Source organism: Chromobacterium vaccinii (genome assembly GCF_000971335.1).
Lineage (GTDB): Bacteria > Pseudomonadota > Gammaproteobacteria > Burkholderiales > Chromobacteriaceae > Chromobacterium > Chromobacterium vaccinii.
Window position 1 is genome coordinate 52,933 of sequence record NZ_JZJL01000006.1, and the last position, 14,480, is coordinate 67,412.

Genomic DNA, 14,480 nt, shown 5'->3' on the forward strand with positions numbered 1-14,480 from the left:
CGTCATGTGGAAGTGGCTTGCGGAAATGGGAGGACGACCAGGCGCCGAGCCGGCGCCCTCGCGGCGCGCCGAACCGGCAACGCGCGCGCGCGCGCAATCCGCCGCGCCGGCGCTGCCGGTTCGGAGAATCTCGACGTTCAAGTCGGAGGCCATTCGGCATCACGGCTGGCGCCAGGAGGGTGAACTGGTCTTGTCCGGCTATGAGAACAGCGCGCTGGTGCTGATTTCGGCCAAGGCCAGGCAGTACATCCTGTTGTTGGAGGAGGCCGGCTATCGCCAACTGCAGCAGAGCGATCTGCTGCAACGGTTCGATGCGGGCGTTCGCGCGCGGACCAAGCTCAGTTGCTACGGGGTGTTTGTCGGCGGGATGGAGGAAATCCTGTTGATGCACTCTCAGCTGCAGCAGCACGGCGGAGACGCAGGCCAACGCAATGGAGACGCCAAGACCGGCGGTTATCGCAATTTCGACATGGTGATCGAAAAGGCGATAGATCTGAGGGCTACCGACATCCACTTCGAATTTCGCGAAGGCACCCAGGTGCTGGTGCGCTATCGCATCCACGGCAAGCTGAGGGACAGCGATCCCAAGGACCGGCTGCTGCGGGACTTCAACGCCATGATGGACGCGGTGTCAACAGCGTACAACTCGCGCGCGGACTCCAGCAGCCGCAGCCATAACCATTTCGACGAGAACAAGCATCAGAGCTGCTCGATCAATCTGAGCGTCCATGGGCGCAATTACCAACTGCGCTTTCAGAGCGTGAAGGAGAACCGCGGCGTCGACGTCATTCTGCGGATTCTGCTGAACGAGGCGGTGGAGAAAGACATTCTCACGCTGCTGGAGCTGGGATATTCGGCGGACCAGGTTGAGGTGCTGGAGGATGCGGTCTACCGCTCGCCGGGCCTGACCATCATCGCCGGCGAAACCGGCTCGGGCAAGACCACCACGCTGAGAACGCTGATGACTTACGAGCGAAGCTCGGGCAAGAAATTCTTTTCGATCGAGGACCCAGTCGAATACATCCAGCCGCACGTCACGCAGATACCGATCCAGCGCAAAGCCGAGGACGCCAGGAAAGATGGCAGCGAGACGGCGTTCGGCGCCGCCGCCAAGGTGTTGTTGCGCGGCGATCCCGACAAGGTGATGAGCGGCGAGATTCGCGACGCCGAAACCGGCTCTTTCGCCAAGGCGATGACCCAGACTGGCCATCAGGTGTTGTCCACCGTGCACGCTTCCAGCGGCTTTGGCGTGATTCCCCGGCTGTCCGACGAGGAAATCGGCATTCCCATCCATGCGCTGGCGGCCCCGGACTTCCTGACTGCGCTGGTATACCAGAAGCTGGTGCCGGTGCTATGCCCCGCCTGCAGCCTGATGGCCACCGACGTGTTGGATGATGAATATCTGATGGTGATCGCCTCGTTGGGCATAGACATCGGCGAAGTGCGGGTGGAGGGGGCGGGCTGCCCGCAATGCCGCCATTTGGGCACCTCCGGCCAGACCGTGGTGGCGGAGGTGTGCGAAGTGACCGAGGAAATGCTGCCGATGATCCGCGACGGCCGCTTTTGGGAGGCGGAAAGGTACTGGCGTTCCAAGAGCAACGGCAAGCTTTACGATGGCGTGATGCTGGGGAAGACAGCGATGGAGCATGCCATTTACAAAATGTCCCGGGGGCTGCTGGATCCGCGCGATGTGGAGTCGGCATTCCGCAAGCTCAAGAAATATCGTCCCTTGAGCCTAGTTGATTGATGGAAGGAACGAATATGAGCAATGGTGAGGATGTCTTCAAAGGCTTGCTGGGCAGGTTTCGTCATGGCCGCGCGGCAGGGGATGCCGCGTCGGGTCCAGCTGCGGCCAAGGCTTCGGCGGCGGCTTGGGGCGCTGAGCCTGAGCCTGCGGTTTCCGAGGAGGCTTGGCGTACGCGCGAGGCGGCGGAGGAAGCGCAGGACGATGAGCGGCAGCTATTGACGCCGCTGCCGGCGACGCCGCCCTCGGTCAAGCGCGCCAATGGACTGAGCGAAGAACGGAGGGCCTTGCTGCACCGCCTGGCGCTGGAGGTGCGCGGCGAGAGCGCAGGGTCGGCCGAGGTCTTCGACATGGGGTATCGCGATCCGCTGGTGCAATTGGCGAGCCCGCCCGGCGCGCCGGCGTCTCCCAAGGAAGGCCGCCAGGATCTGCCGGTGCCTTTATGGGCGCGGCGGACGGTGGAGCGCGGCTTGCTGGGCCGGGATGCGCGGCAAGTTTTTCAGAATCTGGATGCGCTGGGGCTGGTGAATGACGATTGCCATGCGGCGCAGGCGGCCGCGCATTGGCCGGTGGAAGTCTGCTGCCAGTCTTTTGACGAGATGGCGAAAATTCCGCTGAGCGCCCGCAGCGAGTTGCCGCAGGCGACCCGGCGCAGCGATCAACTGGGTCGCGACGGTTATTTCTATCTGAAAGGAGCGGCCATGGGCACGCGGGCGCTGATCGTGGTGGATGGCGCGAGAGACGATGCGGTGCGCCACGTGACGGAGATCCATGCCGAGCTCGATGCGGCGGGGCAATCTTGCCGGGTGCTGCTGCTGGCCTCCTATGCGTATCGCTGGGCCGCGCGCCGCTTCCTGTGGGAAGAAATCGTGGCCGAGCCGGACATCGCCTACGCCGCGGATATCGCCGACGCGACGCGCGCCTATGCCGCGCCGATGGCTGATGGCAAGCGATTGTTTTTATTGGAGACTTCCTTCGGCATGGAGGCGGTGGCCGTGCTGGAACCCGGTCCGGCCGCGCGTTTTCTGGAGATGTGGGGCAGCGTGCCGGAGTTGGGTGACCCTGGCGTATGGGCGGCGGAATGCCGCCGCGAGGGTGGGGGGCGCAACAAGCCGGCTGCCTTGTCGGCATTTGGGCTGGAGGATCGCGGCGCGATCGCCCGGTTGGTTGCGGAGTTGCGCCGAACCGGGGCGATCGTGTTTGTCGCCGGAGAGATGGCCCGGGCGGCTGCGGCGGCGTTGATGGCCGAGCTCTGGAGACAGGGGGTGAGGGTGGCGGAGAAGCCGGCCGCGGGCCTGCCGACGGTGTTGATCGATCCCTCCCCGAGTCAACTGCGCGCTGGTTTTTCGCCGGTGCTGGCGGTTTATCCCGGCAAGAACGCCACCGCGGAGTCGGTGCTGATGGCGTTGTTGGCCGAGCAGCATGACTGGGCCAGGGGCCGGCTGATGTTGGGCGTTCATGCCATTCGCGTTCCTACTCTGTGCCCGCTGTGCTGCGAGCCGGTCGGCGCGGAACTGGCGGCGCTGGCGCTGGCTGAGCGGGTGAGCAATTTCCGCAGCGTGGATTTTGGCAATATCCGGACGCGAAACGCCAAGACGCCTTGCTGCGGCAATGGCTATGCCGGCGAGGCATGGTTCAGCGAGGTGTGGGACGGCAGGCTGTTGCAGCGAGAATTGGCCGACATGCCGGCGGAGCTGGCGGATAAGGGGTTGCGGCCCGATTTGCGCATCAGCGCGCAATTGTTGCAGGCGATCATGTCCGGTCGCGTGGATTATCTCGCCGCGGGGAGCGTGGGATGCTGAGTCCGCTGAAGAGGCTGTTCGGGCTTGCCGCCGCTGGCGATGCGAATCATGCCGGCCTGGCCAGAGCCAAGAGAAAGTTTCTGAAGCTGCGCGCAAAGTTTTACGGCGATTTGGCCGATTCGATCGAGGATGGCGCCAACCCCTATGAATTGTTTTCCCAGAAGCACGCGTTGGCGCGCGAGCGCGGCAATGCGATGGCGCCGCTGTTCGCCCATTGGCGGCAACGGGCGGCGTCGATGAATCTGCGCGGCGCCTGGGAGGGCACCATTCCCGCGGATGACCTGATGGTGATCGGCTCGGGGGAACGCGGCGACTTGCCGGGGGCGCTGCGTTTTCTGTCCAAGGTGGTGAAGATCCGCGAGAAGAACGCCAGGGCGATCAAGCTGGCGGTGGCGCTGCCGATTTTCCTGCTGTTGCTGATGACGGCCGTTCAGTTGGGGGTGGCCGTCGGAATGATGCCCATCATGGAGCAGATCATGCCGGCGGAGCGGTTTCCGCTGGTAGGCAAGGTGTTGTACTACCTGTCGGCGGCGATCCGGGATTTCTGGTTTCTGATCTACGGCTTGCCGACGGTGCTGACCTGCGCCTATTTCTGGTCATTGCCGCGCTGGGCCAGCCCTTTGCGCAGCCGTCTTGACCGCTACCTGCCTTATTCGTTGTATCGCGATCTGAAGGCCAGCGAATTCCTGGTGTCCTTGGCGGCGTTGGCGCAAGCGAACACCGCGGTGTTCGACGCGGTGCTGTTGCTGGAGCAGGCCGCCACGCCTTGGATGCGCTGGCATCTGGCGCGCATCCGCGTATCGCTGACGGCTAACCGCAGCATTCTGAAAGCGATGGATACCGGCTTGTTTTCCGAAGAGATTTTTGACCGGATATCCGAGTACGCCGAGCGCAGCAACTTCGAGGATGGCATTCGCAAGATCGGCCTGGGCACCATTGAAGACATCTCGACCATGATCGAGGAGCGCTCGGCCATTATCCGAAACATCCTGGTGGTGATGGTAGGCGGCTTTATCCTGCTGACGATCGCCGGGATGATGATGACCGCGCTGGAGGCGAGCAATCAGATTCAACAAATGACCAGCGGAGGGTGAGCTTATTCGGCGACAAAAATAAATTGTTCATTATAAATGGTATTTTATTAATCATAATTTGGAGAGAATCGTGAAGAATCCATCGGAAAGAAAACTGACGGCCAGAAGCGGGGCGCTTAAACATCAAGCCGGAATCGACCTGATCCAGCTATCCGTCGCCGTCGGCATCATCGCCTTCATTTTGGCCGTCGGTTTCTTGGTGGTGCCGACCGTGATGACCAACATCAAGGTCAACTCGGAGACCTCGGATATCCAGCAGGCGGTTTCGAATGCCCTGCGCGTGTTCGGCAGCGGTGCTGATAGCTCGAAACTGGATACGACTGCCGCCATCAATCTCAAGCTGTCCCCGCCGGATCGCATCGGCAGCGATGGCAAAACCATCCTGAACCGGTTTGGCGGCACGGTGGACTGGAGCCCCGTCAACTTGTTTGGCACCAGCGACAACAAGGATGGCATTGAAATCACCTCGGCCGGCTATTCCAGCGATGCCTGCGCCAAGCTGATACCGAATGTTCAGGCCTTGTTCACCAAGATCACGATAGGCGCGGACGCTGTGAAAGACATGACCAAAGGCCAAGCTTTGGATGTACTCAAGCTGGGCAAGTTTTGCCAAGGAGGGGGGGATGGGCAAACCGTAACGATCAACTTCAAGTTCACCAAGTGACAGGGCATGCCCCGTCCATGGGCGGGGCGGCAGCGAGAGTACCCAAGCGATGACGCAACAGATCATTACCGATGTCCAGTTGCATGTGCGCGACTGGCAATCCAGCGTGCTGTTTCCCGGGCAGATTCGTCCCAGCGAGGAATACAAGCCTTTCCTGATGAGGTTGACCGAGGCGGTGCTGAATGGACAACAGGAGGTGGGGCAGCGAACCGGTTTCACAGTCATCACCGCGGGGCTGCGTTGGCGGGTGCAGCGCATGCAGCCGTACCGCTACGCCTGCCGGCTGGTGATGAACAAGGCGCCGAGGCTGGGCGACCTGCGTTTGCTGGATTGCCATGTCAACATGATGCTGTCGGACGAGTTGAAGAAAAGCGGCGGGCTGGTACTGTTTTCCGGCTTGACCGGCTCCGGCAAAACCACGACCTTGAATGCGATGCTGGTGTCCAGGCTGGAGATGTTCGGCGGCTTCGCCCAGACGGTGGAAGATCCGGTGGAGATCGTCATTGAAGGATGGCACGGCGACGGTTATTGCACGCAGATCGATGTGACCGATTGCAGCGCGGGACGGGAAATTCAGTTCGACCGGCGCTTCGCCGAGGCGATCACCACTTCTTTGCGTTCCTTTCCTTCGCGGGACCGCTCGATGCTGATGATAGGCGAAGTGCGTGATCCACACAGCGCCGCGGAGCTGCTGCGGATCGCGGTGGACGGCCATCTGGTGCTGTCCACCATTCACTCGCGAGATATTCCTTCCGCCCTGCGCCGGCTGGCTTCGCTGGCGCGCGCCGGCGGCGAAAGCCAGGCGGACAAGTTCATCGCCGATGCCTTGCGCATGGTGTTCCATCAGCGTCTGGATAGCGGCATCCCGCAAGTGAGTTCGCTGGATGTGCGCGAGCGCAAGGATGTCTATCAGTTCATCAGCAAAGGCGAGTACGCGCGGCTGGAAGGCGAGGTTGACATACAGCGCCGCATGAATATCCAGAGCGGGAGGGGATGATGCGCAATAGACAGTCGGGTGAGCTGTTGATCAGCCTGGCCATCGCCGTGGCGCTGATCGGAATGTGCCTGGCGTATTGGGGCGTGCGCCAGGTGAACGAGTGGCGGGAAAGCCGCGGTCAGATACTGGGCGGCGCTTTGGCCGAATTGGGAAAGGGGGTGAACAGCTATGTCGTTCACTACCATCCCCAGATCGTCGACGCGCTGTTCGCATCCAGCCGCGTGCCGCTGGTGGTGAATGGGGAGCAGATCGCCGCGGATACGATTCGTCCCACCGCCGCCGAGATCGCCAAATTCGCTGGCATGAGCGGATTTGGCGATAGGCCGCCGGCTGTTCCCAGAGGCAGCTATCGGATCGAGCTGCGCAAAGGCAGCGAGTGCAACGTCAAGGAAGCCTGCAACGTCAACGCACTCACTTATGTCGACAAGCCGCTGCTTTTGCCCTACCCGGGCGCGATCGACAGGGTTGATTACATGGCTGCGGCGGCTGCGGCGCGAACCATAGGCATCAATGGCGGCGTATCCATCCTGCCCGATAACAGCAAGCTGACTTTTCCGGACAGCGCCGGCACGTCGATTGTCACGCTGGATAATCCTGTGAAAGACGCGCCTGGGGGGATTGTCGCGGTCAGAGGAGGCTATCTGCGCGCGGATTTCGACGAGTTTCTGCGGCGGGACGGCACCAGGCCGATGACGGGCAATCTCAATATGGGAGCCAACAGCATCAATGATGTAAAGGATATCAAAGGGGAGGGATCGCTGCAGATGCGCAGCGTGACCACCACTGAAAGTCTCAATACATTCGGCAATATCGCCGCATTAGGAAATTTGATCATAGGCAGAGCAGCCTCCGTGGGAACATTGTCGGCCGCAGGGCGGATCTCGACCAAAGAGTATGTGCAATTGGGCGGGATGGCGGTTGAAGGGGAGAGCTGCGATCCGGATGGACTAGTGGCGCGCACCAGCAAAGGCGCTTTGCTCTCTTGCCAGTCGAAACGTTGGCATCCTGGCGGATTTTCGCAAACCATAACGGTGAAGGCCCTGGCAGAAGCTTGTGGTTTCCATGCTACTCGTACGTCGCCCAGTCAAGCATCCATCGCTTATTGTCCTGCGGGTTTCCGATTGGTCGCGGGAGGATACTATGTTACTGGCTGGCCGCCGTTTCTTGCCCCGGGACAGCGCAATTACGCGCAATATACCTTTTCGCCAGAGGAAAGCGCACCGCTGGATTTTTACGATTCGGAGAGGCCCGATTCCGATGCGGGCAAGTCGCGCCAGCAGGAGCAGCCTATCGATCTGAGCAATCGAGAGGGATGGTATATCTGGACCGGCGATGCGCAAGGCGGGTGCTGGCGCGCGGTGGCAACCTGCACCCAGTAAGCATTCCAACGCCGCGCCGCGGCAACCGATCCGCCAGCTCCTTGTTGAGCGGCGGATCATCGCATGGCTCCGTGCGCAATGTTTGATCCGTCGCTCGACCAGCGTCCATAAGACCGACATCTCTCCAAGCTCTTTCTTTTCCCCTCTCTATTATCTTCTCCGCCAGCAAACCGTAGTTGCTCCTGTGCGATGGCTGCGCTGCTTTGGCATGAGTTAATCTGATGCCTTCTTTTGTAATAATTCCGTAATGATCTGTGTTGTAGTTAATGCATTGAATGAGCCTGATCGCTGCGCTCAGGCGTTGGTGCGTCATTATTTTTAATTATAACTTACAAGAATAAGTTTATTTCCTATGTGAATGATGGGTATTCTGCTTCGAGTTTCTGTTGATTCGTGATTGGCGGGGCGGAGTGTGTCGGATATGAAATTATTGCGGGCGGGTTGCTGCGTGCTGGCAAATTCTTCGGCATCAAAATGCCTGAGCGGCGGAAAATGTTTTTTATGGCAAAACTGCTCTTCTTGCAGTGCATTATTAGGCGTTTTTTTACTAAAAAGTTGTGTTAAAGTATGTATCTTAATAAATTATTATGTGAACATTGCATTGCCAAAGGCATGATTGTCCGATTGCTGGCCGACTTTTCATGCCAATTGGAAATTATCGGGCGCCGTCGGCATGGCGGACACATTTCCCACGAGAGCGTGGGTGGCTGGGATGGGCACAATCATGTGTTTACAGGGCGATGATGGCTATGGAAGCCTGTCGCATCGCACCTGGCGCAGTGGCTGAAGCTTCCTTGGATAGGGTTGGAAGGGTGATAAAGGTTTTGTATGAAGAAAATTCAAGCGGTGCTGAAGGACATTGCGCAAAAAACCCTGCTACTGGCTGGTTTGATCGACGAAGCGATGAAGGCTGGCGTGCTGACTCAGGATGGGGCAAACGATCTGGCGCGGAGAGTTGGGGTCAATGGATATTTGACTCATAGCTTGGAGACGATGATCTGTTGGACTGCCCTGGATCGTGATGATCCTGATTTTGTCGAAGAGTTGCGGGTGCTGGAGGTGAGCGCCTGTGATTTCGTCTGTTGGATGGATGGCGCGGTTGGCCAATTGCAGGGCGCTTTGCAGCAGACATGTGTCGCAGGTGGCTCGTGACGAGGGCTTGGCAGCGTCGAATATGATGATGCGGCCCAGGTTGGACCCTGAGATCATCTTGGTTATTCGTCAGATTCCAAGCCTTTCTTGGCAGGATTCCGGTCTTTCCGTCAATAAGCGACAATGGATGGTTTGCGCTTTCCGTCGTATGGCGTGAGGCAGTCATCCATTTCATCCTCTTTTTCGCAGCCACTCTACCTTGTCGGCAGATCGCCAGCCGTCTGGAAAGAAGGCGCGCGCCACATCCAAATATTCTTGCCCTGTGAGGTATTTTCTTGTGGATCCTGTATTCCGCGAGGTGATTGCCTGTGCGGTTCGGAGGATGAAATTCCAAGGTTTGCCGAGCGCCGACAGGCTGGCATCGGTATTGAATTGGTATTCAAGCAAAGATTCAGTAGTGCTAGGTTCATGATTGCTTACATTCCTTGAAAATGAATTTTTTTGACCTTGTGGTACACTCTAGTAGTAATGAAACTAAAAGAAACTGTAACCACCTGGTGGTGCCCGGGAGCTTGGGTTGCTCAGGTAAACTGAGTGAAGGGAAAAGACATGTACGATGACGGACGCGTATTTTTGGTGGCTGGCTATTGGGCAAAGCTAAAAAAATCATTTTCCTCCGCCTCTGTTTATGTCATCGCGGAAACGGCGGCCGTGGCATCCAGTCTGGCGAAGCGCTGCATGCCGCAGTTCCAGCCGGCAGGCGTGATGAGCCTGGCAGAGGTCAGGCGTTATGTGGCGTATATGAGCCGCATCGCATCGGGTGACGAGGTGTGCCTGACGCAGGGCGGGGTAGCCCGGCATCCTGATGGGAGCGTGCCTATCGGGCAGGTGTTTGTTGTCGTGGGTTTTTCCAAGACCCACTCGCCGGATCGGGATCCCATCGTCAACTTCGTGGTTGCCAAGAGCGATGTCGAGGCGGCGGTCCTGCAGCAGGCGTCGATGCCTAGCTTGTCCGTTTCCGGCGCGACCAGCCTGGACCGGCTGGTGGCGTTGAAGTCCCGGATGGAGCATGTCGCTACGGGCGAGATGCCGGCGCTCAAAGAGCAAGGTGTCATTCGGTGATGGTCGGGTCTAACGCAAAAGGGTGTGACAGATGTCTACGGTGAACATACCTGTGTATGAGCGTCAATTTGCGGTTGTTCTGCCGGAAGAATTGCGAGCATGCTATTTCAAGGGTGAGGTGCCGGCATCGATGCGGCAGCAGTTCGATGAATGGAAAGAGCTTGCCTTTGTCGATGGCGTACCGCCGCCCTCGATGACGGAGAGCAATGTCGCAAAATTCTTTTTGCGTACGGTGGCGCTGACCGAGATGGATGCTTTGGGGGCGGTGCCGTTATCGACCTTGTTTCCAATGAGCAGCGCGTCGATTACCGCATTGGATGCTCAGGCGGTCAGGCGCGCCGCGGTTTCCGGCCATGCGCAATTGACTCGGGCTGTCGTTGACATGGCGATCCACCCTGCCGATGTGACGCCTATCGCCGCCAAAGAGATGCAGAAGGTGGCGGCCAGTTTGCTGCAGACGAATCCGCCGCAAGCGGAGGAGGTCAATATCGACCGCAATCTGCTGGACTTCTTCCTGATGCGGGGCAATGCCAAGTATCGCAAGGATCTGATGATCAATGTCTCGCTGGAGGAGGCGCATGGGGCCAAGGGATTGGCGGAAAGGGTGGAGCGCAGAATGGGCGTGTTGGGCGAGTTTGAGCGCGAGCTTGTGAGAAGGCTGTTGGCTGGAGAGTCGCCAACCGAGGTGATGAAGGATGCCCGCCATTCCAGATCTGTGCCGTCCGCCTAGCTTAGGCGGTTTTTCTTTGGGCGGTCGCTTGGCTGGTTTCTTCTTGGCCGCCCAGATTCCCCCTAGTTCCCTCGACGTCGCAATCGCGCCGGTTCGGCCTATCCGGTGTGATGGCCGGGCACCAGGCTGAAATACCAGCCGATGATTTCATTGCCTCGCAGCATCGCAAGCCAGGCCGCGGCTATCAGATAAGGGCCGAAGGCCTGAGGCGTGTCGCGGTTCATCCGTTTGAAGTGGATTAGGATGCCGCCGCACAGCGCGCTGCAGATCGCTCCTGCGCCGAGAGTCAGCGGGAGCTGCTGCCATCCCAGCCAGGCGCCAATGCCGGCCATCAATTTGAAGTCGCCGCGGCCGAGTCCGTCTTTGCCTGCGCACAGGCGAAAAGCGGCGGCAATGAGCCACATGCCCAGATAGCCGGCCATTGCACCGATCACGGCATCCTGGAGCGGGGCGAAAAGCTGGAAAAGATTGCAGGCCAGCCCTGACCAAAGCAATGCCTGCGTCAGCGCGTCCGGCAGCAGCTTGACGTCGCAATCTATCAGCGCAAGCGCGGTCAGCAGGAATATGAGGACCAGATAGGCAGGTGTGGTGGGCTGGATGCCGTAATTCCAGCCTATGCATGCGAAGGCTAATCCCAGGCCGAGCTCCACCAACGGATAGCGCGGACTTATTTTTACGGCGCAACTGGCGCATCGTCCGCGCAGGAGCAGAAAGCTCAGCACGGGCATCAATTGCCAGGCCGCCAGGGGAGTCTGGCAGGCGGGGCAGTGCGAGCGGGGGCGCGAGAGCGTCATCGCCGCGGTTTGGGCGATGGTTTGGCCGCTTGCATCCGCACACTCTATCCGCCAGCGGTATTCCAGCATTTTGGGCAAACGGAAGGTCAGCACATTGAGGAAGCTGCCCAGAGTCATGCCCAATATCATCAAGGCGAAGGCTGTCTGGCTGGCGCGAGACCCGTTCAGGCCAAGCCAGGAGGACAACATCAATAGCACGATGATGGCGCCGCCAATGGCAAGCAGGTTTTTCTGAGTGATTGTCATGGCGTTTCCAATTGAAAGAACCTCTGGTGCGGCGTCATCCTTGATGGATGGCGTGGCGGTCAGAATGATCGGCAACTGTTTTTTATGGTTTATTTTTTGTAATGTTTGATTAAGTATGTATCTTAATATAACATCTTTGCAAATGGAATGATCATATTGCGATGAGGGGGCAAGGTGAGAAGAGCACATGACTTCGGTGATGCGGAGAGCTTGGCGCTGGATGCGGACCGGCTGGGTTTCGAGGATGAGCCGCCCGCGATCCGCGGCGGGCAAGAACAGGAAGATGCGAGGCGGAGTTCTCAGGGCGAAGACCGCAAGGCGAGTCAGCCCAGACGCGACAAGCCTGTCCGCGATCTGCGTAAGGTAGCGCTGTTGGTACTGATCGGCTGGTTGCTGGCGGCCATGGCGGCCTTGTTCTTCTGGCAGAGGTTTGTCGGTTTGCAGCCCATTCCGGCCGCGGCGAAAGGAACGGAGCCTGCGATGGCTACCATGGGTGCCGTTCCGCCTGCTCAGCCGTCGTTGCGGGCTGAAGCTGCTGCGCCTCCGCCATTGGCCCGGCTGGAGACGCAGCAGGCTTCCATGCCCGCCGCGCGCTCTCAGCCCGCTGTGCTTGCTCCGCAGGCTGCCAAGCTTGGCGGCCATGGCGGGCAGGCGGCGTCTGCGCCGGCGGCCAAGGCCATGCCGACTCATCGTCCGGATGGGGAGCGGGTTTTGTTTTCCAAGCCTGCTCGGATGGAGGACAGTCTTGAAGCCAAGGTCGCGCGCTTGGAGAAAGAAGTGAAAGCCTTATCCGATCGCAGCCGCGCCGCGAGCCCGCATCAGGCGGGCGCGGGCGGAGTCGGGAAGAAGCCCCGCGCCTCTCGCGATGTGAGCAAGGTCGTGGGCATGTCCTCCACATCGGTGTGGGTGCGCAGAGCCAATGGCGCGATGGCTGAATTGCAGGTTGGCGATCGTTTCAAGAATGACGAAGTGATTCAGCGCATTGATCAGCAAGCTCAGACCGTGGAAACGGACCGCGGGCATTACAAAGTTGGTTTCTAATCGGGCCGCAGGCGGGAGTTCAAGTCTCCCGGCTTGGCATACAAGGAGTTAAGTCATGCGTAAATTCTTCGCCAAAATGCTGTTGGGCAATGACGCCGTCAGCAAGCTGCATCCGCCTGTGCAAGCAGAGCGGGCGCAAGAGGAGGCTGGCCCGACGGAGGAGGCCATCAGCGAAACGCTGAAAGGAAGCTCGCCGACCATCACTCGGGAGCAGATCCGCTCCCTGATCGAAATCGACATGGAAATTCATGGCGATATTTTCATTGGCAGGGGCGTCAAGGTTTCCGGCCGCGTCGTCGGCAGCCTGATGCCGAACGGCGCGGTCGAAGGCGGGGATCCCATCGTGATCGTGAGCCAGGGGGGCGATGTCGACGGCGATCTGCATGCCCGGGTGGTAGTGGTGGCCGGCAATCTGGACGGCGACATTTATGCCGACCACGTGCTGCTGATGCCGACCGCGCAAGTCAGCGGTACCGTCAATTACCGTCATACCTTGCGCCAGGACATCGGGTCGGCATTATCGGGAATGGTGCGGCGGGTCGAGCAGATCGCCTTGCTGGACCACCCACCTCATCCTGGAGACAGGCTTGGTGTGTTGGAGGGAGGCAAGTCTGTTGCCGATTCCATCCCCGTGCTGCCGGTTGAGTCGACGGTACCGGCGCCCGCGCCCGTGTCGCCATTGGCCAGGATGGCGGCAATGATTCCGGCCCAGGAGACGGTGGATATTGAAAGCCTGTACCGCGGTTTGGAGATCGAGCGCGAAATGCTGCCGGGCGTGCGTTCGCTGGCGGCGAGCGCTTAGGCGCGGCATGGTCCCCGTGGCAACAAGCGGGCGAGTTTTCCTGAGTCCAGAGCATGCCGCGGCAGATGACTGGGTATTCTGATTTTCCTTATAAAAATTACATTTATGTTTTGGGTGGGGCGTGCGATGCGTGAAGAGGGATTCCCCTTGAGAGTGCCTGCTGATGCGTTGTCAGCGATGGAGGTTGCGGATCTGGGGCTGGAAGGCGGGTTATCGGCCGAGGCCGAGGATGACGAAGAGGACGCGCGCTGGTCATTTCTTCCATTCATGCAGGCTTCCATTGAGCGGATGTGCATGTTGTTGCTGTTGGCGGAGGATCATGAAGTGGATTTTTCGCCATTGGGGGAGGAGGGGCTTGCCGCAATCGCTGCGATGTCCCGTGCGGATGGGGATGCGGTGTTCGCGCAGATATCAGCGGATTACCTGGCGGGACTGGAGACGCTTGCTTCGATGACGGGGCGAGCGAGGGCAGGGCTGCATCTGTCGATCAGCGGCCTGTATCAGGCGGAGTCCGCGTAATGGGCGCGCGCGAATTCAGGCAACGCCGTTACGTTGAAGAGGCTGCGCGGACGATTGATCGCCATCTCGAGCTGGCGCGCGAGGGCCAGGGTTGGTTCAGCGGCGGCAGAGGCTTTTTGGCGGCGCCGTTCAACCCCTTCTCCGGCGCCAGGTACCAGGGCATCAACCGTTTGCTGCTGGAAATGGTGGCGCCGTCCGGCAGCGATGATCCCCGCTGGCTTAGCTGGAGGCAGATCGAGCAGCGGGGCGAAGCGATTCAATTGGCCGATGGCGCCCAGGCGGGGCTGGCTATCTATGCCCGGCCCATTCCAGGCTCCGCGGGGCGCTTGGTTTGCAAGGCATCCGGCGCGGAGCGGGAGGGGGCGGGCGGGCTGGCCCATGTTCTGAAAGGCTGTTCCGTTTTCAATGGCGCGGACGTTGCCGGCTTGCCGCCCTTGGCCGAACCCACCCGGAG

General features: G+C 59.8%; 13 protein-coding genes and 1 pseudogene. 13 read left to right on the forward strand and 1 reads right to left on the reverse strand.

The features are described 5' to 3' along the window. The first annotated feature begins 4 nt into the window (after positions 1 to 4). The 9 genes from VL52_RS04480 to VL52_RS04520 all read left to right on the forward strand — a co-directional run bounded on the left by VL52_RS04480 (position 5) and on the right by VL52_RS04520 (position 10,624). Positions 5 to 1,747 (forward strand): GspE/PulE family protein, encoded by a 1,743-nt coding sequence (locus VL52_RS04480; protein WP_082113622.1) that lies wholly within the window; start codon positions 5 to 7, stop codon positions 1,745 to 1,747. A 284-nt stretch (positions 1,748 to 2,031) separates the two neighbouring features. Further along, the gene (locus tag VL52_RS04485; RefSeq protein WP_144410153.1) at positions 2,032 to 3,546 is read left to right on the forward strand and encodes a hypothetical protein; all 1,515 of its coding nucleotides are present in this window, start codon (positions 2,032 to 2,034) and stop codon (positions 3,544 to 3,546) included. Further along, positions 3,540 to 4,640: a type II secretion system F family protein gene (locus VL52_RS04490; RefSeq protein ID WP_046155913.1), complete on the forward strand. Its 1,101-nt coding sequence runs from the start codon at positions 3,540 to 3,542 to the stop codon at positions 4,638 to 4,640. Before VL52_RS04485 ends, VL52_RS04490 begins: the two co-directional genes overlap by 7 nt. Positions 4,641 to 4,710: 70 nt before the next feature. Next, entirely contained in the window at positions 4,711 to 5,304 is a 594-nt protein-coding gene (locus VL52_RS04495) for a type 4 pilus major pilin (RefSeq protein ID WP_046155914.1), read from the forward strand. Between the two features lie 49 nt (positions 5,305 to 5,353). After that, on the forward strand, positions 5,354 to 6,301 hold the full coding sequence (locus tag VL52_RS04500; RefSeq protein WP_046155915.1) for an ATPase, T2SS/T4P/T4SS family: 948 nt from the start codon (positions 5,354 to 5,356) through the stop codon (positions 6,299 to 6,301). Then, positions 6,301 to 7,680, forward strand: a complete 1,380-nt coding sequence (gene pilV, locus VL52_RS04505; RefSeq protein WP_160298912.1) for a shufflon system plasmid conjugative transfer pilus tip adhesin PilV — start codon at positions 6,301 to 6,303, stop codon at positions 7,678 to 7,680. Before VL52_RS04500 ends, pilV begins: the two co-directional genes overlap by 1 nt. A gap of 828 nt (positions 7,681 to 8,508) precedes the next feature. After that, entirely contained in the window at positions 8,509 to 8,832 is a 324-nt protein-coding gene (locus VL52_RS04510) for a hypothetical protein (protein WP_046155917.1), read from the forward strand. Between the two features lie 549 nt (positions 8,833 to 9,381). Beyond that, positions 9,382 to 9,894, forward strand: coding sequence for a hypothetical protein (locus VL52_RS04515; protein ID WP_046155918.1), 513 nt, complete (start codon positions 9,382 to 9,384; stop codon positions 9,892 to 9,894). 31 nt (positions 9,895 to 9,925) lie between these two features. Then, positions 9,926 to 10,624 (forward strand): hypothetical protein, encoded by a 699-nt coding sequence (locus VL52_RS04520; protein ID WP_046155919.1) that lies wholly within the window; start codon positions 9,926 to 9,928, stop codon positions 10,622 to 10,624. 98 nt (positions 10,625 to 10,722) lie between these two features. On the opposite strand, the gene VL52_RS24965 is transcribed toward VL52_RS04520, so the two are convergent. After that, the gene (locus VL52_RS24965) at positions 10,723 to 11,739 is read right to left on the reverse strand and encodes a prepilin peptidase (protein WP_160298913.1); all 1,017 of its coding nucleotides are present in this window, start codon (positions 11,737 to 11,739) and stop codon (positions 10,723 to 10,725) included. 135 nt (positions 11,740 to 11,874) lie between these two features. Between VL52_RS24965 and VL52_RS24970 the strand changes: the two genes are divergently transcribed. The 4 genes and pseudogenes from VL52_RS24970 to VL52_RS25655 all read left to right on the forward strand — a co-directional run. Continuing rightward, on the forward strand, positions 11,875 to 12,705 hold the full coding sequence (locus tag VL52_RS24970; RefSeq protein WP_046155920.1) for a hypothetical protein: 831 nt from the start codon (positions 11,875 to 11,877) through the stop codon (positions 12,703 to 12,705). Positions 12,706 to 12,760: 55 nt separating this feature from the next. Next, positions 12,761 to 13,507 (forward strand): bactofilin family protein, encoded by a 747-nt coding sequence (locus VL52_RS04535; RefSeq protein WP_046155921.1) that lies wholly within the window; start codon positions 12,761 to 12,763, stop codon positions 13,505 to 13,507. A 126-nt stretch (positions 13,508 to 13,633) separates the two neighbouring features. Further along, a complete protein-coding gene (locus tag VL52_RS04540; RefSeq protein WP_144410155.1) occupies positions 13,634 to 14,026 on the forward strand; it encodes a hypothetical protein in 393 nt (130 codons plus the stop codon). Further along, positions 14,026 to 14,370, forward strand: a pseudogene (locus tag VL52_RS25655) (ArdC family protein); the annotation flags it as partial. The gene VL52_RS04540 and the pseudogene VL52_RS25655, both read left to right, overlap by 1 nt. Between the last annotated feature and the right edge of the window lie 110 nt (positions 14,371 to 14,480).